The following is a 23,324-nucleotide window of genomic DNA, read 5'->3' on the forward strand; positions in this document are numbered from 1 at the left end:
GCCTTTTGCTTTTGGGCATTGATATACGAAGCTTACTGGATTGATCCGACCGCCATCTGGTCAACATCGGCGCGCTTCAACGTGACGCCGATGACCGGCACCATCTGTTCGCCGACCTTCACCGAGATTGTGACATTCATCGACTTGTTGTCCGCAACGCGAGCGATCATGGCGCCGTTAAGCTTCTGGCGGATCAATCCGAGAACGACCGTGTTGTCGTTGACCGTGCCGGACGTTACGTCGAGGCCCTTACCGGCTGCACCATCCAGGAATTTTCCGCTGTAGGAACCGCCGTTCTGCGTGATCTCTGCCGACATCGGCTGCTGGAAAACGCCAACGCGGCAGGTGCCGTCGAGCTTGACACCGGCACTGCCGCCATCGGATGGCTTGCCCGTGAGATTGCACGTAAACTTCGTACCCTTGTACTTGCCGGCAACAATCTCACCCGGGCCGCTCCAGGTGCCTGATATCGACTGGAAGAAGGCCTTGTCGCGGGGTGCCGCGTCGGCTGATTGCGTCCAGACGCCGGTGGAGATGGCTGCGGCGGCAAGGCTGCTTACAAGAAGAAATCGACGCGAAAACATGGACATTCCCTAGCGAGGCGAAACCGTGAAACTGGTTGTCACTTTTGCCCTAGAATGGTTAATGCTTGGTTTCCGGACGTGTTGAAGTCCCTAATTTGCAGGTCGTCACGCCGGATTGCGACCGGTGACGTTCGGCGTGAGATCACCGGCGAAATCGGCAATACCTGGTCGCTTGAGCGCCTTGAAGGGAAGCGGTCGGCAGAGGTCCATGGCGGCTATCCCGATTCGCGCGGTCATCATGCCGTTGACGACGCCCTCGCCAAGACGCGCCGACAGTTTCGATGCCAGACCGTGGCCGATCAGTTGCTGGATGATGCTGTCGCCGACTGCTATGGAGCCGGTGACGGCGAGATGGGCGACTACATCGCGCATCAGCCTGACCATGCCGAGCGTTCCGGGTCTACCGCCGTAGAGTTCGGCCATGGCGCGGACCAATTTTGCCGCTTCATAGAGAACATAGAGAATATCGACGAGAGCGCGGGGACTGACGGCGGTCACCACCGATACCCGTTTCGATGCGCCGAGAATCAGCGCCCGGGCGCGGCGATCAAGCGGGCCGAGCAGCTCACGTTCGGCAAGATCGATCAGCTGGGGCGCATCGATGATATCGTCTTCCGCTGCCTTGAGGGTCGCACGGCCTCTTGCCGTGTCCGGATTGGCTTCCAGCAGTGCGCAGAGTCGCTTGACCAATGCTTTGGCGCGCGCCGGTCGAGTTTCGACAATGGCTGCTTCCGCCTCTGCCTTGATGGTCTGCACGGCGGCAAGCCGCATCATTCCGGCAGTCTCGCGGATGACGATGGCAAGGACGGCCAGAATGCCGACAGCGACGACCGTAAGGGCGGTATAGCCGAGCCAGTCGGCCCGGCTGAACAGGTCGCGGATGAGCTGATCCGTCCAGAGGCCAAAGGCGAGCGATACCAGAATACCGAGCGCACCGAGTGCCACCTTGCCGAAGGAGAATCTTTTGCGGCGGGGCTTGGCGATGGCAGTTGCGTCCGAATCGGCGCCGAGGGTGGGACTGATGAACGGATCCTCCGCGTCGGGCGTCAGCACGACATCGGCATCAAAGCTCTGTGGCTTGCGAACCGCTGGTGGAGCTACCTCCTTTCTGGAGGTTTCCGGTTCCACCGTGAAGGCGCCCGGACGACGACTACCGTTCGGTTCGTTTTCGGTCGATTTCGTCATGCGAGGCGATCTCCGAACAGGAACTGCATGGCGCGGTCGAGGCGAATATGCGGCACCGAAAGTTTGATGCCTTCCCCGGTTTTTTCCAGCTCCGGCGGGCGGAACCGCACGACATTCACTTCGGGCAGATGGACTTTGGCTCCGTCCGATTCAAGGGCTTCAAACAGCCAGCGCGGATTTTCAGGGAGGTCGCCGGGGAAAACCGCAGTTTTGCGATTGCCGTCGAATCTCTCGCCAGCGATGGTTTCCCCGTCCATCGGCGTGCCGACGATGACGGGGAGCGTCTGGCCATCGCGGGTCACGGTTGCCTCGCGGGTCGCCCGCACCGAGGCGATGGCCATGACATCGATGCCGGCACCGGCCATGCCGATGCGCTCAATGGCGCGGTCGACGAGACGGCGGGTCAATGCTTCCAGCCGATCATGACTTTCATGATGGAGATGGTCGGCCTTGGTTGCGGCCACTAGCACGCGGTCGATGCGCCGGCCGAGCAGCGAGGAGAGGAGGGAGTTTGTGCCCGGACGAAAGCAGGCCAGCACATCCGTCAGCGCCCGCTCGAGATCCTGCACCGCTTCCGGGCCGCGATTGATGGCCTGCAGAGCATCGACCAGAACGATCTGCCGGTCGAGGCGAGCAAAATGCTCGCGAAAGAAAGGTTTGACGACGACGGACTTGTAGGCCTCGTAGCGGCGCTCCATCATCGCCCAGAGCGAGCCTTTCGGCGCGCTGCCTTGGGGCGACAGCTTCAGCGGCGCGAAGGTGAGGGCCGGCGAACCGTCGAGATCGCCCGGCAGAAGGAAACGACCGGGCGGCAATGTGGAAAGCGAACGTTCGTCGGATTTGCAGGCTTTCAGGTAATCGGCGAAAGCCGTGGCAAGATCGCGCGCCTTCATTTCATCCGCGGGCGCTGCGATGTCTGTGGCGTCGGTCACGGCAAGCCAATGACGTGAAAGCTCGGCGCGAATACCGGTTTCCGCCAGCGCCAGAGTTTCCTCGCTGAAGGTGCGGAAATCCTTGGCAAGCAGCGGCAGGTCCAGCAGCCATTCGCCCGGATAGTCGACGATATCGATCGAGAGACGGCCGGGGGAGAACAAGCGGTTCCAGCCACTGGCGCTTTGATAATCCAGTGTGATGCGCAGCTCGGAAATTGCCCGCGTCGAATCCGGCCAAATGCGGTCGTTCACGAGTGCACGGATATGATCCTCATACTGAAAGCGCGGCACAGCATCATCCGGCTGGGGTTCGAGACGAACGGCGGAGACGCGGCCGGATTGCACCGGCTCGAACAGCGGCAGCCGCCCGCCATTCAGGAGATTGTGCACCAGCGACGAGATGAAGACAGTCTTGCCCGAACGGGAGAGGCCTGTAACACCCAGACGGATCGTGGGATTGACGAGGCCGGCGGCGCGATCGGCCAGATTGTCAAATGCAATGAGAGCGTCGTCGGTAAAAGAGGTCAGGCTTGGGGGCAAGGCGGGATCCCTGGATGACAGCGTGGCCGTGAATATAGGGATGGAAATGTGTGCCGAAAAGATGAGCGAATATGTGTCCGCAATTAGCGGCACTGCCGCTTGCGGCCTATCTCGGCGAAGTCTCTATTTGGTGACAAAATCGAGCAGTACCCAGCCCGATGGCGTCGAATCGACAACTGCAAGGCCGGCTGTGGGAAAGCCGCGTGGAAGAGCGCCAGCCAGAGCGTCGCGTCCGATCAAGGCCGCAAGCGTCATCTCGATGACCGGATTGTGCGCAACCAGCATGACTGAGCCCTGATCGGTCTGCGCAGCGATGAGCGACAGATAGATATCGGGTGAGCCGTTATAGAGTTCGTCGACAAAGCGAAACTCCGTCGATGGAGTGACGACGCGGCGCATGGCCTCCGCGGTCTGACGGCAGCGTAAGGCGGTGGAGGAAATGACGAGGTCGGGCTTGTAGCCTTTATCAGCCGCCTCGTCAGCGACGATCTCCGCTGCGGCGTAGCCATTATCGCTCAAGGGACGGTCGAAATCTTTCTGCCCGGGTGCAGCCTGCAGAGCCTCGGCGTGGCGCAGAAGATAGATCCGGAAGGGCGGCGGCGAAATGCTGATCATGGCAAGATCCCGAGGCTCGATTTCACTCATGAGCTAACGTTTCTTTATTGGTGCCGTCAACTGCTGCGCGATCTCTCAGAAGCCGAAATGCTCCATCATCACGGGAAGGTTACGAGAGACACGAATCCGGCCTGATGAGAAGAAGTGATTAAAAAATAGACCCTTAGCCGAATTTTATGACAAATTTAAAAATCAGTTGACAGCAGCTATTTGGCTTGAATCGGCACTATTGGTTGGGATATACACCCCGCCATATGAGATGTTCTTCAGGAGAATCGCGTTGAGTGAGAAGATCGATCTTAGCAATTATGTGCCCTCGGAAGACGAGGAGTTCATGAATCTGAACCAGCGAGCTTATTTTCGAGCGAAGCTGGTGGCATGGAAAAACGATATCCTTAGAGAAGCGCGCGAAACCCTGGATCATCTGGCGGAAGAGAGTGCAAATCACCCCGATCTCGCCGATCGGGCCTCATCGGAAACCGACAGAGCTATCGAACTTCGGGCCCGCGACCGCCAGCGTAAACTTATTTCGAAGATCGATGCCGCATTGCAGCGTATCGAAGATGGCACTTACGGCTATTGTGAAGAAACCGGCGAGCCGATCGGCTTGAAGCGTCTGGACGCCCGTCCGATCGCAACCTTGTCGATCGAGGCGCAGGAGCGTCATGAGCGCCGCGAGAAGGTCTACCGCGACGAGTAGTGACAGGCTCGGTTTCGACGGATTTCATAAAATAAAGGCACGATGGACATGTCCGTCGTGCCTTTTTCGATTCCGGCGAGATGGGGCGGCCGCGCTTTATTTGTCGCGGCTGACGCTCATTTCTCCAAAGATGCGAGCGACTTCTTTCTGAAGAGCGCTGTCAGCTCCCGTCAGCGGAGCGAGCTCGGGCTCGACACGTTTTGCCGGGCTTGGAATCGGGGATGGTCCAGCACTCTGTTGCTGCTGCACCTGTCGCGGTGCCGGCGCGTTCGGAATGATCCGCTCAGCGGTCAGGTTCTTCGACATTTCCGCTTCCAGTATGCGCTGGAAATCATTGCCGGGTTCAGCCGATGGAGTCGGCGAGGGGGCAGGTTCGACCGGTGCAGGGCGTGCGGGCGCCGGTTGTTGTTGTGGCAGGACGACATGGCGAGCAGCGTCCAGTATGTCGGCGGCTTCCGTCTCACTGATTGCCGGAGCCGGCTGGGGTGCAGGTTGCGACGGCTTGACCGCAGCGGGTTGCGGACGTTCGGTTACTTGAGGCACCGAAGCCGGTTGTGCTTCAGGCTCGAGACGCGGCTCGTTGCGCAGATAGGCTTCGATCTTGTCCTCAGCGGATTGCTGACGCTGCGGAAGCGTTGCGGGAGGTGCCTCCACAGCGGTTGCCTTTTGCTGCGGCTGCCTCTCTCCAAATACCAAGGGTGTCTCGGTCGACCTTGCCGTTCCGGCCTGGGTGGCATCGGAAATGCCCGATTCGATGACGATGTCTGTGGGGCCACCGATCATGATCAGGTGCTCAATACCATCGCGTCGAACGAGTACGAGGCGGCGGCGGGCATCGACGGCGGCGGCATCCAGCACCTGCAGGCGCGGCTGACGGTTCTTGCCGCCGCGCACGAAGGGAGAGGGCGCTCGGTTGCGCATGATCCACAGAATGCCGATCAGCACCAGCAGGGCAATGCCAACTCCTCCGGCTGCGAGAAAGAAACGGCTGCCATAGGCTCCGGCGATATCGTCCAACATATCGAGATACTCCGTAATTATCCCCGATGTCGCGGTTTGCAGCGCCGAGCGTCACTATGGCGCGCAAAGGTCGCCATAATACTCTAAATCCACTGCGTAATTTTGCCCTTAAATCGAATCCTGTTTAAGGAATTATGCAGTGGGTGCAACTGCTGCGGGTAATGCTTTGACCGTGACCCTTCTATACGGTGATCATATGAACAGGATTGCGGCGGAGACAAGATGCGATTGCGGTCTGTTCTGCTCTATTGCTTGTGAATTCAAGCCTTTCTAGCCCAGCAAAGCTTTTTGCCAATGATGCAAATTGATAAAGAAGATTCGAAAGTCCGACTCCGGCGACCCCTAAACGTGTATGACATGTCGCGAGGAGAAAGGCGGATACGAGGGGTTCATGACGAAGCAGCGTCCGTCCGACGAGTATAGCGTGCCGCTGGTGGATCGCGGAGTTCGTTCTGGAACCGTGCTGCGCATCATCCTGCTCGCGCTTGTCCTCGTGGCTGCCGCGGCGGCCTTCGTCGTTTTTAAAAACCAGCTGGACAATGAAGCGGTTCTCGGCGGCCTCGGCATTCTCGCCATGGTCGGCATCTTCTTCTTGGTTTCCTCGATCATCGGCTTTGTCGAGGTGATGCCGCAACCGCAGTCCGATAGTCTGGCGCGGTCCTTCCTCAACAGCCATCCCGACGGAACGCTGATTACGGACGAGAAGGGGCGCATCGTCTACGCGAATGCCGCCTATGGCCGTTTGACGGGGGCGACAAAGGCGACGGAAGTGCAGTCGCTGGAGATGCTCCTGTCGCGAAATCGTGAGTCCAACGAGGCTCTCTATCGTCTCGCCAATGGCCTGCGCGATGGTAATGAGGGGTCGGAAGAGTTTCGCCTGTTGAAGCCGCTCGGGCCGATGGATGGCAGCGGCAATGGAGCGCATTGGTACCGGTTGAAGGCGCGCGTGCTGCCGGCCGAGCATGGCGCCAACAAGACACTGCATATCTGGCAGATCACCGACATCACCTCCGAGCGTGACGACCAAGAACGCTTCTTCAAGGAACTGCAGAACGCGATCGACTATCTCGACCATGCCCCGGCCGGCTTCTTCTCCGCCGGTCGCAAGGGAGAGATCTTCTATCTCAATGCGACGCTTGCCGAATGGCTGGGCTTCGACCTGACGAAATTCGTGCCGGGCTCGATGACGATTGGCGATCTGGTGGCCGGCGAGGGACTGGCACTCATTCAGTCCGTGCAGGCCGAGCCGGGCTTGAAGAAGACGGTGACGCTCGATCTCGATCTGCGCCGGTCCAACGGCCAGAGCCTGCCGGTGCAGATCGTCCACAGCGTAACCTCGATGCGCGACGGCGCTCCGGGCGAGAGCCGCACCATCGTCCTGACCCGCCAGAACGGTGGGGATACCGAGCAATCGGCCTCCGCCGCCGCGATGCGTTTCAGCCGCTTCTTCAACAATACGCCGATGGCGATCGCGTCCGTCGATGGCAACGGACGTATTCTGCGGACGAATGCGCCTTTCCTGAAGCTCTTTTCGGAATTGGTATCCCGCGACGATATCGAACGCGGTGCTGCCCTCGAGAGCGTCGTCAACGAAAGTGACCGGCCGCAGCTGCAGCAGGCGCTGGCGGCCGCCAAGGACCGGCAGGGTGATATTCCGCCGATCGATTCCCGCAATCCGAAGGACGAAACGCGGCATTTCCGCTTCTACGTCAATGCCGTCATCGACCAGACCGACGAGGCGCCGGAAGAGGCGGCCATCGTCTATGCGGTCGAGGTGACCGAGCAGAAGGCGCTCGAAACCCAGATGGCGCAGACGCAGAAGCTCAATGCTGTCGGTACGCTTGCTGGCGGCATCGCGCATGACTTCAACAATGTTCTGACCGCCATCCTTTTGTCTTCCGACCATCTCCTGCTGCAGGCTCGGCCTTCCGACGCCAGCTTCGCGGATCTGATGGAAATCAAGCGCAACGCCAATCGTGCGGCAGTGCTGGTTCGGCAGTTGCTCGCCTTCTCGCGCAAGCAGACCATGCGGCCGACGATCCTGAACCTGACGGACGTGATCGGCGATCTGCGCATGCTGGTGGACCGACTGCTATCTGGCACGCATGTCAAACTCGACGTCGATTACGGGCGTGATCTCTGGCCTGTCAAAACTGACCTCTCGCAGTTCGAGCAGGTGCTGATCAATCTCTGCGTCAATGCCCGCGACGCGATGCCGAGCGGCGGTACGCTGACCCTGCGCACCCGTAATCTGCGTGCTGCCGATGTCAGTGCCTTCAACTATCCCTATCTTCCGCATGAGGACATGGTGCTCGTCGAGGTCAGCGATACCGGAACCGGTATTGCGCCAGAAATCATGGACAAGATTTTCGAGCCTTTCTTTACGACTAAGGAAGTCGGCAAGGGCACCGGCCTTGGTCTTGCCATGGTCTATGGTATCATCAAGCAGTCCGGCGGCTATATTCAGCCGGAATCGGAAGTGGGCAAGGGAACGACCTTCCGTATTTTCTTGCCACGGCACATCGTCGAAATGCCGTCGGTGACGGAAGTGAAAGTGGCGGAAAGCCGCGATGTTGCGGCCATGGACCAAAGTGTGGGTGTCGCCGCCTCATCAGAAGAGCCGGCCGATCTCACAGGCAAATCCGCAGTCGTTCTGCTAGTAGAGGACGAAGAAGCGGTACGCCGTGGCGGCAAGCGCATGCTTGAGACGCGTGGTTATACCGTCCACGAGGCCGGCTCCGGCGTTGAGGCGCTCGACATCATGGAGGAGCTCGACGGACAGGTCGATGTCGTCGTCTCCGACGTCGTCATGCCCGAGATGGACGGGCCGTCGCTCCTGCGCGAACTGCGCAAGAAGTATCCGGATCTGAAGTTCATCTTCGTTTCGGGTTATGCCGAGGATGCCTTTGCGCGCAATCTGCCAGCGGACGCCCAATTCGGCTTCCTGCCGAAGCCGTTCTCGCTGAAGCAGCTTGCTGTCGTCGTGCGGGAGACGCTGGACAAGAATTAAGCGAGGGGCGTTTCTCGCCTCTCCATGTTGCCGATTGTGGCGCAACAGTGTAATCAACCGCCCATGATCGACCTTGCCAAGCCCATTTGCCAAATGTGGTGGCGCTCCTTCTAGGAGCGGCAGTCGTCATGTCTTGAAATCGACCCTGCCGCCGTGATCCGGCAGGCATGGTCCATTCCGTTTTTCCTTCCCGATTGCGGCGGCTCCTTTTGCGGAGCAACCAAATGCATTCTCCCATCGATACTCGCCCCGTCATCCTGACTGGCGACCGGACCACCGGCCCATTGCATCTCGGCCACTACGCCGGGTCGCTGAAGAGCCGCGTTGCGCTTCAGCAAAGCCATCGGCAATTCCTGCTCCTGGCGGATACGCAGGCGTTGACCGACAATGCCCATGATCCTCAGAAAGTGCGGCGCAACGTCCTTGAAGTCGCCACGGACTATCTGGCCGTCGGCATCGATCCGACGCTGACGACGATCTGCCTACAATCCGCCTTGCCAGCACTGGCAGAGCTGACATTGCTCTACCTGAACTTCGTCACGGTCAGCCGTCTCGAGCGAAATCCAACGATCAAGACGGAGATCCAGTTGCGCGGCTTCGAACGCGATGTCCCGGCCGGCTTTCTCTGCTATCCGGTCGCGCAAGCCGCCGATATCACGGCGTTCAAGGCGACGGTCGTTCCGGTCGGCGAGGATCAGGCGCCTTTGATCGAGCAGACAAACGAGATCGTCCGCCGTCTCAACCGGCAGATTGGGCGCGATGTTCTTGTGGAAGCAACAGCGATGGTGCCGAGCGTGGGGCGCCTGCCAGGCGTCGACGGCAAGGCGAAGATGAGCAAATCCCAGGGCAACGCCATCCCGCTTTCGGCATCGTCGGATGAAATATGCGATGCGGTGCGACGCATGTACACCGATCCGGATCACCTGCGCGTCAGCGATCCCGGCAAGATCGAAGGAAATATCGTCTTCACCTATCTCGATGCTTTTTGTGAGGATCGGCAATTCGTCGAAGAGATGAAGGCGCGTTATCGGCATGGCGGCCTTGGTGACGTCACCTTGAAGAGACATCTTGAAGCTGTCCTGCAGGCGCTGCTCGCGCCGATCAGGGAGCGCCGCGCGCATTATGCCGCTGAGCCCGACTATGTCATGGGAATCGTGCGTGAGGGTACGCGAAAGGCGAGGGAGCGGACGGAGGCCACATTTGCCGAATTACGCAACGCCTTGGGCCTTTTCGTCCTGTCCTGAAACAAAAACGGCCGGGCGATCTTCTGATGCGTCCGGCCGTTCTCGTCGCTGCTTGTCTGATTATTCCGCCAGAGCGACGGCGATTTCTGCGGCCAAACGCGCATTGTTTTCGACAAGCGCGATGTTGGTCTTGAGGCTGCGGCCTTCGGTAATGTCGAAGATCGTGCTCAGCAGATAGGGCGTAACCGCCTTGCCGCTGATCTCGTCACGCTCAGCGCTGTCGAGGGCGCGCTCGATGTAGATTTCCATCTCCTCGCGCGGGATCTCGTCGGCTTGCGGAACCGGATTGGCGATCAACATACCGCCATCGATGCCGAGCTGCTCGCGCGTCGTCTGGAAGTTGGCGATCGCAGCGGGGCTGTTCAGCGTCAAAGGGCTCGTGAGCCCGGATGAGCGCGACCAGAAGGCCGGGAATTCCGTGCTGTCGTAGGTGACGACCGGAACGCCGCGGGTTTCCAGCACTTCCAGGGTCTTCGGAATGTCGAGGATTGCCTTGGCGCCGGCGCAGACGACGATGACACCCGTGCGGGACAGCTCTTCAAGATCGGCCGAGATATCGAAGCTCTCTTCGGCGCCGCGATGCACGCCGCCGATACCGCCGGTGGCGAAAACCTTGATGCCGGCGCGGGCGGCGGCAATCATCGTGGCGGCAACGGTGGTCGCGCCCGTGCGGCGTTCGGCGATCGCAAAGGCGATATCGGCGCGGGAAACCTTCATCGCACCTTCCGTTTTGGCGAGGGCTTCCAGCTCTTCCGGCTCAAGACCGATATGCAGCGTACCGTGAATGACGGCGATAGTCGCCGGAACAGCGCCTTCCTGCCGGATGATCGCCTCAACGCTGCGGGCCATCTCGATATTGCCGGGGTAGGGCATGCCGTGGGTGATGATCGTCGATTCCAGGGCGACGATCGGCGCACCGCGCAGCTTGGCGGCAGCGACTTCCTTCGAATAGGAGATCGGAAGCAGGGGCGAGATAGGCTGGGTCATTGTCGTTTCCAATTCACTGAAACAATATACGCGTCTTGAGCAGGCTTCATGACAGAATTTCGGCCTCGGGAACAAGGGCCAAAGCCGCCTTTAGCAGCTCGGGAGTGAGATTTTCCGCCGTCGCATGAGGGGACTGGACGGTGATCGCCGCCGCCGCTGCCCCATGACGGACGGCTTCCGCGAGATCGTGGCCGGCCAGCAGCGCCGAAAGAACGCCGGAAGCAAGCGAGTCTCCCGCGCCGGTGACATCGGCCACATCTTCGACGACAGGCGGCTGCAGGCTGACGATGGCATCATGCGAGAAGGCGATCAGGGGGCGTTTCCCGCGAGTGATCACACCATTGCGCAGGCCGAGCGCACGCAAAGCATTTATCCATTCGCGCGGATCCTCCGGACGGATTTCGGTCAGCGCCGCGGCTTCGGCCTCATTGAGGAACAGATGGTCGATGCCGGCAAGGCTTGGTTTCAGCCGCACGACTTTGGCCGGCGAGATGGCGATAGCGGCAACGGGCTTGCCGCAAAAGACGGCCCTTGCCGCAATTGCCGCCAGGGTTTCGGCTGGCAGATTGGCATCGCAGAGAATGAGGTCGGTTTCTTCGAAGGTGTCCCGAACGGCGCGAATCGCCAGGCGTCTTGGCACGAAGAGCTTGTAGAGCTCCATGTCGGCAAGCGCGATGACGAGATTGCCGTCATTCTCGAGGATTGCCGTATAGCTCGGCGTCTTGCGATCGAGGAAGACGAAGGGCTTGTCTTCGATGCCGGCATGGCTTGCGGCTTCCGCCACCATTTCGCCGGAGGGATCACCGCCGCGCGGCGAGATCAGCTTCACGTCGAAGCCTAGGCGGGCGAGATTTCGGGCTGCATTGAAGCCGCCGCCGCCGGGCTCTTCGTACCATGCGCCGGGGTTGCTGGCGCCAGGCGCCGTCTCGCCGAAGATGCGGCCACGTCGGTCGATATGGGCGCCGCCGAGAACGAGAATCTTTTTCGCCATAGGGTTATCCTCAGCAGTCGAAAAGGCGAATCGAGCGAGCCGCAAACACCTCGCAATTCACCGTTCCTGGCATGTAAGTGCCTGGGAAGAAAGAAGAAAACAAAAATAGAACGAAATTCATTTTACCTTTTTCTTTCAATTGCTTGTTGTGCTCTTGCGATAAGAGAACAAATAGAGTACAGAATTCTCATCGGCGGCGACATTGCTAGAGCGGCTTCAATAACCTAAAGGTGGATCGGATGTCTCAGAATTCTTTGCGGCTTGTAGAGGACAAATCGGTGGATAAAAGCAAGGCACTTGAAGCGGCACTCTCTCAAATTGAGCGGTCGTTCGGCAAGGGCTCGATCATGAAGCTCGGTTCTAACGAGAACGTGGTCGAAATCGAAACGGTTTCCACCGGCTCTCTGAGCCTCGATATCGCTCTCGGCATTGGCGGCTTGCCGAAGGGGCGCATCATCGAAATCTACGGGCCGGAAAGCTCGGGTAAGACGACACTGGCGCTGCAGACCATTGCAGAAGCGCAGAAGAAGGGCGGCATTTGCGCCTTCGTGGACGCAGAACATGCGCTCGATCCGGTCTACGCCCGCAAGCTCGGCGTCGACCTGCAGAACCTGCTGATCTCGCAGCCCGATACGGGCGAGCAGGCGCTTGAAATCACCGACACGCTGGTGCGCTCCGGCGCGATCGACGTTCTGGTCGTCGACTCCGTTGCGGCTCTGACGCCGCGCGCCGAAATCGAAGGCGAGATGGGCGACAGCCTGCCGGGTCTGCAGGCTCGTCTGATGAGCCAGGCGCTGCGCAAGCTTACGGCTTCGATCTCGAAGTCCAACTGCATGGTGATCTTCATCAACCAGATCCGTATGAAGATCGGCGTCATGTTCGGTTCGCCGGAAACGACGACGGGCGGTAACGCGCTGAAGTTCTATGCCTCGGTTCGCCTCGACATCCGCCGTATCGGCGCCGTCAAGGAGCGCGAAGAGGTGATCGGCAACCAGACCCGCGTCAAGGTCGTCAAGAACAAGATGGCGCCTCCCTTCAAGCAGGTCGAGTTCGACATTATGTATGGTGAAGGTGTTTCCAAGACCGGCGAACTTGTCGATCTCGGCGTCAAGGCCGGTATTGTCGAAAAGTCCGGTGCCTGGTTCTCTTATAATAGCCAACGCCTCGGACAGGGCCGCGAGAATGCGAAAATCTTCTTGCGCGACAATCCGGATCTCGCCCGCGAAATCGAGTTGTCGCTGCGCCAGAATGCCGGTCTCATCGCCGACCGCTTCCTGCAGAATGGCGGTCCCGATGCCGATGATGGCGACGCCTCCGGAGAATAAGGATCTTCGGGAGCAGTTCCCGGTCTGAGACTGAGACTTTAAATTGGAACCGGCCGCATTGTCCAAGGGATGTGCGGCCGGTTTTGTTCGTGCGGCTGGACAGCGCCCGGAGCGAACGATAAAAGCCTCTGACTTTGACGCAAGTTGTTGACGGCAGTACTGAAGGGCCCCCTATGAGCGGTGTGAATGAAATCCGGTCGACCTTCCTCGACTATTTTAAGAAAAACGGCCACGAGATCGTGCCGTCGAGCCCGCTGGTGCCGCGCAACGATCCGACATTGATGTTCACCAATGCCGGCATGGTGCAGTTCAAGAACGTCTTTACCGGCCTGGAGCAGCGCCCCTATACGACGGCTTCGACGGCGCAGAAATGCGTTCGCGCCGGCGGCAAGCACAACGACCTCGACAATGTCGGCTATACCGCACGCCACCACACCTTCTTCGAGATGCTCGGCAATTTCTCCTTTGGCGACTATTTCAAGGAGCGCGCCATCGAGCTTGCCTGGAACCTGATCACCAAGGAATTCGGCCTCGATGCCAAGCGCCTGCTGGTCACGGTCTACCACACTGACGACGACGCCTTTAACCTGTGGAAGAAGATTGCCGGCCTTTCCGACGACCGGATCATCCGCATCGCCACCAGCGACAATTTCTGGGCGATGGGCGATACCGGTCCCTGCGGCCCCTGTTCGGAAATCTTCTACGATCATGGCGATCACATCTGGGGCGGCCCTCCCGGATCGCCGGAAGAAGATGGCGACCGCTTCATCGAGATTTGGAATCTCGTCTTCATGCAGTTCGAGCAGATCACCAAGGAGCAGCGCGTCGACCTGCCGCGTCCGTCGATCGATACCGGCATGGGCCTCGAGCGCGTTGCTGCCGTGCTGCAGGGCAAGCATGACAATTATGACATCGATCTGTTCCGCGCGTTGATTGAAGCTTCGGAAGAGGCAACGGGCGTCAAGGCCGAGGGCGAGCATCGTGCCAGCCATCGCGTCATCGCCGACCATCTGCGTTCGTCTGCCTTCCTGATCGCCGATGGCGTGCTGCCGTCGAACGAAGGCCGCGGCTACGTGCTTCGCCGCATCATGCGCCGCGCCATGCGCCACGCGCAGTTGCTCGGTGCCAAGGAACCGCTGATGTGGAAGCTGCTGCCGGCGCTAATCCAGCAGATGGGCCGCGCCTATCCCGAGTTGGTGCGCGCCGAGGCGCTTACCTCCGAGACGCTGAAGCTCGAAGAGACCCGTTTCCGCAAGACGCTGGAACGTGGCCTGTCGCTGCTCAACGATGCAACTTCAGACCTGCATAAGGGCGACAGCCTGGACGGCGAGACCGCCTTCAAGCTCTACGACACCTATGGTTTCCCGCTCGACCTGACGCAGGATGCGCTGCGCGCCCGCGGCATCGGCGTCGACATTTCCAGCTTTACCGATGCGATGGAGCGGCAGAAGGCTGAAGCGCGTTCGCATTGGGCAGGCTCCGGCGACAAGGCGACCGAGACCATCTGGTTCGAGCTCAAGGAAAAGAACGGCGCCACTGAATTCCTGGGTTACGATACGGAATCTGCCGAAGGGGTGATCCAGGCGATCGTCAAGGACGGTGTTGCAGTCGATAGCGCCTCTACCGGCAACAAGGTGCAGATCGTCGTCAATCAGACGCCTTTCTACGGCGAATCCGGCGGCCAGATGGGCGATACCGGCGTGATATCAAGCGATCACGGCAGACTCGCCGTCAATGACACCCAGAAGAAGGGCGAGGGCCTCTTCGTTCACAGCTCCGAGGTTTCGGAAGGCAAGATCAAGGTCGGCGACGCCGTCGTCCTGACTGTCGATCACAACAGGCGCTCGCGCCTGCGTGCCAACCATTCCGCCACCCACTTGCTGCATGAGGCACTTCGTGAAGTGCTCGGCACCCACGTGGCGCAGAAAGGCTCGCTGGTCGCGCCCGAGCGCCTGCGTTTCGACGTTTCTCATCCGAAGCCTATGTCGGCTGAGGAGTTGAAGGTCGTCGAGGACATGGCTAACGAGATCGTCCTGCAGAATTCGCCTGTTACGACCCGTCTGATGAGCGTCGATGATGCCATCGCGGAAGGTGCGATGGCACTGTTCGGCGAGAAGTATGGCGACGAGGTCCGCGTCGTTTCGATGGGGCAGGGCGTTCGTGGCGCCAAGGCTGGCAAGCCCTATTCGGTCGAGCTTTGCGGCGGCACGCATGTCTCTGCCACCGGCCAGATCGGTCTCGTGCGCATTCTCGGCGAAAGCGCCGTCGGTGCAGGGGTGCGCCGTATCGAAGCCGTCACCGGTGAAACCGCGCGTGAATATCTCGCCGAGCAGGACGACCGCGTGAAGAGCCTCGCCTCTGCGCTGAAGGTTCAGCCTGCCGATGTCGTCTTGCGCGTCGAAGCCTTGATGGACGAGCGCCGCAAGCTGGAGCGCGAACTGGCCGATGCCAAGCGCAAGCTTGCCATGGGCGGCGGCCAAGGCGGTTCGGCCGATGCGGTACGGGACGTCAATGGTGTCAAGTTCCTCGGCAAGCCGGTTTCCGGCGTAGACCCCAAGGATCTCAAGGGCATGGCGGATGAGGCCAAGGCAGGTCTCGGTTCTGGCATCGTTGCGCTGATCGGCGTTTCGGACGATGGCAAGGCCAGTGCCGTCGTCGCTGTCACCGAAGATCTGGTCGGCCGCTTCAGCGCCGTCGATCTCGTACGCGTCGCCTCGGCTGCGCTCGGCGGCAAGGGTGGCGGCGGCCGTCCCGACATGGCTCAGGCCGGCGGTCCAGATGGCGCCAAGGCAGATGAAGCGATCGAGGCAATCGCTGCGGCACTTGCTGGCTAAGACGCTGATCTTCCACGGATAATCAAGAATGGCGGATACTTCGGTGTCCGCCATTTTTCTTTGTCCGGACAACTCCGCAGGATTTGTCAAATCGGGTTATGCTCTTGTCGGGCCGATCGAATTTGCAAGAGGTTTGATATGAGTGGCGGAACGGCGTGGACGCTTTACGAGACCCGGCTGCGGCGGGTTTCGGCCTATATCCATGAGCATCTGGATGATGAACTCGATATGGAAAAGCTTGCCGAGATCGCCTGCATGTCCAGCTATCACTGGCACAGGATCTATCGGGCGATCTATGGCGAGACGGCTGCTGCAACCGTCAAGCGGCTGCGGCTGCACCGTGCAGCCGGCGATCTCGTCAACACCCGTCTATCCGTCAGCGATATTGCAAAGCGGTCGGGCTATCCCAACCTCCAGTCGTTCAACCGCATCTTCAGATCCGTCTACGGCATGCCGCCGGCGCGATATCGGAATGAGGGAAGCCATACGGTCTTCGAACCCAGTACCCAAGGAAGGATCACGGTTATGTTCGACGTTACGCTTCGCACGATTTCCCCGATGTCACTGATCGGTGTCGCCCATCGCGGTTCCTACATGCAGATCGGCCAGGCATTCGAAACGCTGTTTGGCACCATCTTCGCCCGCGGCCTGGCTGGGCCGGACATGCGCATGATCGGCGTCTATCTCGATGATCCCGATGTCGTAGAGGTGGACAAGCTACGCTCCTATGCCTGTGTTACTGCCAGCGAGACCATAGCAACTGCCGCCCCACTGGAGCGGCGCTCGCTGGAGGGCGGTGAATATGCCGTGCTGCGTCACAAGGGGCCTTATGCGAACATGCATAGGGCTTATCAGTGGCTCTATGCGCAATGGCTTCCGGCTTCCGGGCGGCAGCTGCGTGATACCGTCATGTTCGAAGAATATATCAACAATCCGCGCGACGTGCCGCCGACGGAGCTTCTGACCGATATCTATATGCCGCTGCAATAGCGGCATATAAGCATACGCGAAAATTTCCTCTCAATGCCTCGCATTATCACGCATTAGCTGGCTTCGGCATGGCAGCATTGTCGATCTCGTTGCCGCGGCGATAGGCGTCGCGGTCGCTGACCCGGCTCCAGTAGTCGACGAATGCCTGGCGCTTCTCGATCGTGCCGAAATTGAGACCCCAGCCGATATGCGAACCGACATAGACGTCGGCGGCCGTAAAGCGGTCGCCGGCAATGAAGGGCGAGGCTGTGACCGCCTGTTCCAATGTATCGAAAACATGGTCCAGACTGCCGCAGCCGGCCATGCGCAGGCGTTCCGTCGGAATTTCAAAGCCGAGGGCGCGGTTGGTCACCGCCATCTCCATCGGGCCGGCGGCAAAGAACATCCAGCGGTAATAGCGTCCTCGTTCGGCTGCTGCTGGCGCAAGCCCGGCCTGGGGAAAGGTCTCGGCCAGATAGGCGCAGATGGCAGCACCTTCGGTGACGATGGTATCGCCATGCTTGATGGCCGGCACCTTGCCCATGGGATTGACTGCCAGATATTCTGGCGCCTTCATCGTCGTGCCAAAATCGAGGTACTCGGTGCGGTAGGGTTGGCCGATTTCCTCGAGCATCCAGCGAGCAATGCGTCCGCGTGACATCGGATTGGTATAGAAAACGAGTTCCTCAGCCATCTGCCTCTCCCTTTTGTTGCGCGCATTTTTGCCACCGGTGAGCCCCGGCGGCAAGATTCAGGGCAAAAGAAAACCCGGCGTTGAGGCCGGGTTTCCGTATCTGCTTTGTCGGTGAGGCTTAGGCAGCCATGGCCTTCTTGAGGTTCTCGTCGATCTTGTCGAGGAAAGCGGTGGTGGAGAGCCACGGCTGGTCGGGACCGATCAGCAGTGCCAGGTCCTTGGTCATGTAGCCGGCTTCAACCGTATCGACGCAAACCTTTTCCAGCGTGGAAGCGAACTTGGCGAGTTCGGCGTTGTCGTCGAGCTTGGCGCGATGAGCAAGGCCACGGGTCCAGGCGAAGATCGAGGCGATGGAGTTCGTCGAGGTTTCCTGGCCCTTCTGATGCTGGCGGTAGTGACGGGTCACCGTGCCGTGTGCGGCTTCGGCTTCGACCGTCTTACCATCGGGCGTCAGCAGGACCGAGGTCATCAGGCCGAGCGAACCGAAGCCCTGGGCAACGGTGTCGGACTGGACGTCGCCGTCATAGTTCTTGCAGGCCCAGACGTAGCCGCCGGACCACTTCAGAGCGGAGGCAACCATGTCGTCGATCAGGCGGTGTTCGTAGGTGATGCCGGCTTCGTCGAACTGAGCCTTGAACTCGTTCTGGTAGACTTCTTCGAAGATGTCCTTGAAGCGGCCGTCATAAGCCTTGAGGATGGTGTTCTTGGTCGACAGATAGACCGGCCACTTGCGCATCAGGCCGTACATCATCGAGGCGCGGGCGAATTCGCGGATCGACTCGTCGAGGTTGTACATGGCCATGGCAACGCCGGCGCCCGGAGCGTTGAAGACTTCCTTCTCGATGACCGTGCCGTCTTCGCCAACGAACTTGATGGTGAGCTTGCCCTTGCCGGGGAACTTGAAGTCGGTGGCGCGGTACTGGTCACCGAAAGCGTGACGGCCGACGACGATCGGCTGCGTCCAGCCCGGAACCAGGCGCGGAACGTTCCTGCAGATGATCGGCTCGCGGAAGATGACGCCGCCGAGGATGTTGCGGATCGTGCCGTTCGGGCTCTTCCACATTTCCTTGAGGTTGAATTCCTTCACTCGGGCTTCGTCCGGGGTGATCGTCGCGCACTTGATGCCGACGCCGTATTTCTTAATGGCGTTGGCGGCGTCGACGGTCACCTGGTCGTTGGTGGCGTCACGGTTTTCGACCGAGAGGTCGTAGTAGTCGATATCGATGTCGAGGTAGGGGAAGATCAGTTTTTCTTTGATGAGCTGCCAGATGATGCGAGTCATTTCGTCGCCATCGAGATCGGCAACGGGGTTAGCGACCTTGATCTTCTTCATGCTTCTGCCTCGTTTAAGCTGATGGGACCGGATGGTCCTGTGGGTAATAGGAAATCCCGAGGGCTATAGCACCGCAAGTGCAGAACGCAAAGCCGATAGAGCCTTCGGCATCGCGTTTTTGATCATTCATGACATCCCTGGCATTTTATGAGGAGGCCATTGCCAAAGCGGTCGATGGGGCTAATGTCGCGCATGTTTTGCCTGTTGCAACGGAATCATATCATGCAGAAATTTGCGGCATCCGCGCTCGCCTTCACGCTTTTCCAGTTCTCCCTCGGCGCACATATGGCGCTTGCCGCCGATGCAACGGCGCCGGTCAAGGTCATCATGGATGCGACTGTCTCCAATTGGGCTGGCGGCGACAGCGATTGGCAGGATATTTTCGGCGAGGACAAGCTGAACGATGTCTACAGCAAGGATTTCGCCGCAAAATACCAGGCGGCGGCGCAGTTTCCTGCTGCCGACGAGGATGGTATCTCGCCATTCGATTATGATGTCATCGTCAATGCGCAGGATGCGTGCCCGCTGGAGGACGTGAAGATTGCCGCCCAGCCGCCGAAGAACAATGTGACGGAGGTGCTGGCGACCTTCAAGAAATCGACTTGCATGGGCTCCGACGCGGATTATCAAAAGGCGACCACGGTTCGTTTCGAGGTCATCGAAGAGGGCGGCAGGCCTTTGGTGGACGATATCGTCACGAACGACGACAACGGCAATCCGAGCTCGCTCAAGAGCGTGATGGTGGATCTCGTCAAACAGCAGCAGCAACAGCCGACAGACCAGACGCAGCAACCGTCGGATCCGAAGAAGCCTGCCAATCAGCAATAATCGGCCGGATTCGTTCTGCCATTCAAGCGCAAAACCTTGCCGATCGGCTGGCGTCTCGCTATTGCGACACCGGATTCAGGACATTGAGCATGATGTCGTGCGAAAATCGCTAACACTTTTCGGCATCATTCTCGAATTAGCGCGATTGGGTTCGCGCGCGGAGATTTAGGCATCATGGCAGGCACGAACAGCGAGCGTCAACTTCTGGCCGAAGGGCCGGCCATCATTCTGGTCGAGCCGCAGATGGGCGAAAATATCGGCATGGTCGCGCGGGCCATGGCGAATTTCGGACTTGCGGAGTTGCGCCTCGTCAATCCTCGCGACGGCTGGCCGAACGAGAGGGCGCAGGCGACGGCTTCCAAGGCGGATCACATTATCGAGGCGACGAAGGTCTACGAGACGCTGGAGCAGGCGATCGCTGATCTCCATTTCGTCTATGCGACGACCGCGCGGGAGCGGGACGGTTACAAGCCGGTGCGTTCGCCTGTCGTTGCCGCGCAAACCCTTCGTGCCAAGTTCCAAGCAGGCGAGGGCACCGGCATTCTCTTCGGCAGGGAGCGCTGGGGCCTGACGAACGAAGAAGTGGCGCTGGCCGACGAGATCGTCACCTTTCCTGTCAATCCGGCCTTCGCTTCTTTGAACATCGCGCAGGCCGTGCTGCTGATGTCCTATGAATGGATGAAGTCGGGCATGGAAGATCTGGGCGATGTGCCTTTCCAGGCGATCGAGCAGCGGCCTTCGACGAAGGAGCAGCTTTTCGGCCTGTTCGATCAGCTCGAGGAAGCGCTGGATGCGCGCAACTATTTCCATCCCGCCGGGAAAAAGCCGAAAATGGTCGACAATCTCCGGGCTGTCCTCTCGCGCCGGGCGTTCACCGAACAGGAAATCAGCGTCTTGCGCGGGGTGATCTCGTCTCTTGACCGCTTCTCGCGGAAGTCCCCGCGCGGTAGCGGTTCGCATCCCCGATCCTCCAAAGCACCCAAGGAAACCACGAACGATGACAGCAGCGGCGAATGAGCTGAAACCGGTCCTTGTTTTCGATTCAGGGATCGGCGGTTTGACCGTACTGCGCGAAGCACGCGTGCTGATGCCAGAGCGGGGTTTCATCTATATCGCCGACGATGCCGCATTTCCCTATGGCAGTTGGGAAGAAGCAGCGCTGAAGGAGCGCATTGTCGGTCTCTTCGCAAAGCTGCTTGCGCAATATGATCCGGAAGTCTGCATCATCGCCTGCAACACCGCGTTCACGCTGGCCGGAGCCGATCTTCGTGCCGCCTTTCCGCAGATGACGTTCGTGGGTACCGTGCCGGCGATCAAGCCAGCTGCGGAGCGCACGCGTTCAGGCCTGGTTTCGGTGCTCGCGACACCGGGCACCGTCAAGCGCGCCTATACGCGCGACTTGATCCAGTCTTTCGCCACGCAATGTCATGTGCGGCTTGTCGGATCGGAAAATCTGGCGCGCTTGGCGGAAGCTTATATTCGCGGCGACGCAGTAGCCGACGAAGCCGTCGTGGCCGAGATCGAGCAATGTTTCGTCGACATGGATGGCCGCAAGACCGATATAGTCGTGCTTGCCTGCACGCATTATCCTTTCATGGCAAATATTTTCCGCCGCCTTGCGCCTTGGCCGGTCGATTGGCTCGATCCGGCTGAAGCGATCGCAAGGCGTGCGCGCAGCCTGGTGCCGCAGGTGGCCGATGCGGTGCATCCCGACAATTTCGACTTTGCGGTGTTTACCTCCGGTGCGCCGGATTTCCCCACGCGCCGGCTGATGCAGGGTTTTGGACTCAAGGCTTGATGATGAAAGACAAGGTTTCGCTGCGAAAACTCGATCTCGCGGATATGCCGGCTGCGGCCGCTGTCCATCGCGCTTCCTTCAACGAGCGGCTACCGACGCTTGCCGGACTTCACACGCCTGAAGAAGATGTTGGCTTCTGGAGTGCTGTCGTATTCAAAGATTGCCAGATTTGGGGTGCGGAAGAGGGTGGTCGTCTCGTCGGCGTCATCGCCTTTCTCGAAGATTGGATCGACCAACTCTACGTGTTGCCGGAGGCGCAGGCGCGCGGCATCGGCAGCCGCCTTCTCGATATCGCCAAGTCGACCTATCCGGCGCTGTCACTCTGGACGTTCCAGAGAAACGAGCCTGCGCGCCGCTTTTACGAGAAGCATGGCTTCTTCGTGGTTGACGAGTCGGATGGGGCAGGCAATGAGGAAAAGGAGCCGGATGTGCTTTACAAGTGGGAGGCACGCTTGCACCGTTTGTAATGCAGGATTGGGCTGCGCGGCGGAATATTGGGAGGGCGATATTTGATGTCTTTTGAGATTGATTGCAATGTTGTCGGGGCACGCCATGCGTCTGCGTGAGTGCCACAACTTCCATGATTTTCGCCTTCTCGCGAAAAAGCGTCTTCCAGGTCCGATCTTCAACTATATCGACGGCGCTGCCGACGATGAGGTGACGCTGCGGCGGAACACGACGAGCTTCGAAAGCTGCGATCTCGTTCCCAACGTCCTGCGTGGGGTCAGCGAGATCGACATGTCTGTCACCGTCATGGGACAAAAGCTCGCGACACCTTTTTATTGCTCGCCGACGGCGTTGCAGCGGCTCTTCCATCATGAGGGCGAGAATGCGGTTGCTGCAGCGGCTTCTTCGCTCGGCACCATGTTCGGCGTTTCCTCGCTCGGCACCGTCAGCCTCGAGGAAATCCGCAGGAAGCATGCGGGACCGCAGGTCTACCAGTTTTATTTCCATAGGGATCGTGGCCTGAATCGTGCGATGATGGAGCGGGCCAAGGATGCCGGCGTCAACGTGATGATGCTGACGGTGGACAGTATTACCGGCGGCAATCGCGAGCGCGATCTTCGCACCGGATTTTCCATTCCGTTCAAGCTCAATCTCGCCGGCATTACCCAGTTCGCCATCAAGCCCGCTTGGGCGCTGAACTATGTCACCCATGAGAAATTCCGCCTGCCGCAGCTCGACGAGCACGTGGACATGAGCGGCGGCGCCATGTCGATCGGCAAGTATTTCACCGAGATGCTGGATCCGTCGATGAATTGGAACGACGTCGCCGAGATGGTGAAGCACTGGAACGGGCAGTTCTGCCTGAAAGGCATTATGTCGGTCGAGGACGCCAAGCGCGCCGTCGATATCGGATGCACCGGCATCGTGCTTTCGAACCACGGAGGCCGGCAGCTGGACGGCTCGCGCTCGGCATTCGACCAGCTGGCGGAGATCGTCGACGCCGTCGGCCATCGCATCGATGTTATGATGGATGGCGGCATCCAGCGCGGCACGCACGTGCTGAAGGCTCTGTCGCTCGGCGCCAAGGCAGTTGGCCTCGGGCGCTTCTATCTCTATCCGCTCGCCGCTGCCGGACAGGCTGGTGTGGAGCGAGCGCTTAGGCATCTGCGCACCGAAGTCGAGCGCGACATGAAGCTGATGGGCTGCACCTCGATCAGTGAGCTGTCGCGGGCCAATCTGCGCTTCAGGTAGGTCTCGCAATCGCCTGTGGGTTTTTTCAATCCACGGG

Annotated in this window: 20 protein-coding genes; 11 read left to right on the plus strand and 9 right to left on the minus strand. The window is 59.7% G+C overall.

Annotation, left to right across the window (positions count from 1 at the left end; all coding sequences use genetic code 11):
- Positions 1–32: 32 nt before the first annotated feature.
- The 4 genes from ACYJRZ_RS04810 to ACYJRZ_RS04825 form a co-directional block, all read right to left on the minus strand.
- Positions 33–584 (minus strand): hypothetical protein, encoded by a 552-nt coding sequence (locus ACYJRZ_RS04810; RefSeq protein ID WP_459456583.1) that lies wholly within the window; start codon positions 582–584, stop codon positions 33–35.
- A gap of 105 nt (positions 585–689) precedes the next feature.
- Entirely contained in the window at positions 690–1,769 is a 1,080-nt protein-coding gene (locus ACYJRZ_RS04815; RefSeq protein WP_459456585.1) for a YcjF family protein, read from the minus strand.
- Positions 1,766–3,241: a YcjX family GTP-binding protein gene (locus tag ACYJRZ_RS04820; RefSeq protein ID WP_459456587.1), complete on the minus strand. Its 1,476-nt coding sequence runs from the start codon at positions 3,239–3,241 to the stop codon at positions 1,766–1,768. Before ACYJRZ_RS04820 ends, ACYJRZ_RS04815 begins: the two co-directional genes overlap by 4 nt.
- Before the next feature lie 123 nt (positions 3,242–3,364).
- Positions 3,365–3,856: a SixA phosphatase family protein gene (locus ACYJRZ_RS04825; RefSeq protein ID WP_459456951.1), complete on the minus strand. Its 492-nt coding sequence runs from the start codon at positions 3,854–3,856 to the stop codon at positions 3,365–3,367.
- Positions 3,857–4,136: 280 nt separating this feature from the next.
- Between ACYJRZ_RS04825 and dksA the strand changes: the two genes are divergently transcribed.
- Positions 4,137–4,556, plus strand: coding sequence for an RNA polymerase-binding protein DksA (gene dksA, locus ACYJRZ_RS04830; protein ID WP_015340076.1), 420 nt, complete (start codon positions 4,137–4,139; stop codon positions 4,554–4,556).
- Between the two features lie 96 nt (positions 4,557–4,652).
- Here dksA and ACYJRZ_RS04835 read toward each other — a convergent pair whose 3' ends face one another.
- Positions 4,653–5,576, minus strand: a complete 924-nt coding sequence (locus ACYJRZ_RS04835; RefSeq protein ID WP_459456589.1) for a flagellar biosynthetic protein FliO — start codon at positions 5,574–5,576, stop codon at positions 4,653–4,655.
- Positions 5,577–5,967: 391 nt separating this feature from the next.
- On the opposite strand from ACYJRZ_RS04835, the gene cckA reads away from it, so the two are divergent.
- Both cckA and trpS read left to right on the plus strand, forming a co-directional pair.
- Positions 5,968–8,586 (plus strand): cell cycle histidine kinase CckA, encoded by a 2,619-nt coding sequence (cckA, locus tag ACYJRZ_RS04840; protein WP_459456591.1) that lies wholly within the window; start codon positions 5,968–5,970, stop codon positions 8,584–8,586.
- 224 nt (positions 8,587–8,810) lie between these two features.
- Complete coding sequence (gene trpS / locus ACYJRZ_RS04845) at positions 8,811–9,830, plus strand: tryptophan--tRNA ligase (RefSeq protein WP_459456593.1); 1,020 nt, start codon at positions 8,811–8,813, stop codon at positions 9,828–9,830.
- Positions 9,831–9,890: 60 nt separating this feature from the next.
- On the opposite strand, the gene ACYJRZ_RS04850 is transcribed toward trpS, so the two are convergent.
- Both ACYJRZ_RS04850 and ACYJRZ_RS04855 read right to left on the minus strand, forming a co-directional pair.
- On the minus strand, positions 9,891–10,817 hold the full coding sequence (locus ACYJRZ_RS04850) for a pseudouridine-5'-phosphate glycosidase (RefSeq protein WP_459456595.1): 927 nt from the start codon (positions 10,815–10,817) through the stop codon (positions 9,891–9,893).
- A 46-nt stretch (positions 10,818–10,863) separates the two neighbouring features.
- Positions 10,864–11,808 (minus strand): carbohydrate kinase family protein, encoded by a 945-nt coding sequence (locus ACYJRZ_RS04855; protein WP_459456597.1) that lies wholly within the window; start codon positions 11,806–11,808, stop codon positions 10,864–10,866.
- A gap of 239 nt (positions 11,809–12,047) precedes the next feature.
- On the opposite strand from ACYJRZ_RS04855, the gene recA reads away from it, so the two are divergent.
- From recA to ACYJRZ_RS04870, 3 genes are all read left to right on the plus strand, one after another.
- Complete coding sequence (gene recA / locus ACYJRZ_RS04860; RefSeq protein WP_459456599.1) at positions 12,048–13,133, plus strand: recombinase RecA; 1,086 nt, start codon at positions 12,048–12,050, stop codon at positions 13,131–13,133.
- Positions 13,134–13,306: 173 nt separating this feature from the next.
- The gene (gene alaS / locus ACYJRZ_RS04865; RefSeq protein ID WP_459456601.1) at positions 13,307–15,967 is read left to right on the plus strand and encodes an alanine--tRNA ligase; all 2,661 of its coding nucleotides are present in this window, start codon (positions 13,307–13,309) and stop codon (positions 15,965–15,967) included.
- A 138-nt stretch (positions 15,968–16,105) separates the two neighbouring features.
- Complete coding sequence (locus ACYJRZ_RS04870) at positions 16,106–16,957, plus strand: AraC family transcriptional regulator (protein ID WP_459456603.1); 852 nt, start codon at positions 16,106–16,108, stop codon at positions 16,955–16,957.
- Positions 16,958–17,003: 46 nt separating this feature from the next.
- On the opposite strand, the gene ACYJRZ_RS04875 is transcribed toward ACYJRZ_RS04870, so the two are convergent.
- Both ACYJRZ_RS04875 and ACYJRZ_RS04880 read right to left on the minus strand, forming a co-directional pair.
- On the minus strand, positions 17,004–17,630 hold the full coding sequence (locus tag ACYJRZ_RS04875) for a glutathione S-transferase family protein (protein WP_459456605.1): 627 nt from the start codon (positions 17,628–17,630) through the stop codon (positions 17,004–17,006).
- A gap of 118 nt (positions 17,631–17,748) precedes the next feature.
- The gene (locus ACYJRZ_RS04880; protein ID WP_459456607.1) at positions 17,749–18,963 is read right to left on the minus strand and encodes an NADP-dependent isocitrate dehydrogenase; all 1,215 of its coding nucleotides are present in this window, start codon (positions 18,961–18,963) and stop codon (positions 17,749–17,751) included.
- 222 nt (positions 18,964–19,185) lie between these two features.
- Between ACYJRZ_RS04880 and ACYJRZ_RS04885 the strand changes: the two genes are divergently transcribed.
- The 5 genes from ACYJRZ_RS04885 (at position 19,186) to ACYJRZ_RS04905 (ending at position 23,287) form a co-directional block, all read left to right on the plus strand.
- Positions 19,186–19,791, plus strand: a complete 606-nt coding sequence (locus ACYJRZ_RS04885) for a hypothetical protein (protein ID WP_459456609.1) — start codon at positions 19,186–19,188, stop codon at positions 19,789–19,791.
- 174 nt (positions 19,792–19,965) lie between these two features.
- Positions 19,966–20,808: an RNA methyltransferase gene (locus ACYJRZ_RS04890; RefSeq protein WP_459456611.1), complete on the plus strand. Its 843-nt coding sequence runs from the start codon at positions 19,966–19,968 to the stop codon at positions 20,806–20,808.
- Entirely contained in the window at positions 20,789–21,589 is an 801-nt protein-coding gene (gene murI / locus ACYJRZ_RS04895) for a glutamate racemase (protein ID WP_459456613.1), read from the plus strand. Before ACYJRZ_RS04890 ends, murI begins: the two co-directional genes overlap by 20 nt.
- 2 nt (positions 21,590–21,591) lie before the next feature.
- Complete coding sequence (locus ACYJRZ_RS04900; protein WP_459456953.1) at positions 21,592–22,056, plus strand: N-acetyltransferase family protein; 465 nt, start codon at positions 21,592–21,594, stop codon at positions 22,054–22,056.
- 85 nt (positions 22,057–22,141) lie between these two features.
- Entirely contained in the window at positions 22,142–23,287 is a 1,146-nt protein-coding gene (locus ACYJRZ_RS04905) for an alpha-hydroxy acid oxidase (protein ID WP_459456615.1), read from the plus strand.
- Positions 23,288–23,324 lie beyond the last annotated feature (37 nt).

Source organism: Rhizobium sp. No.120, from assembly GCF_054558365.1.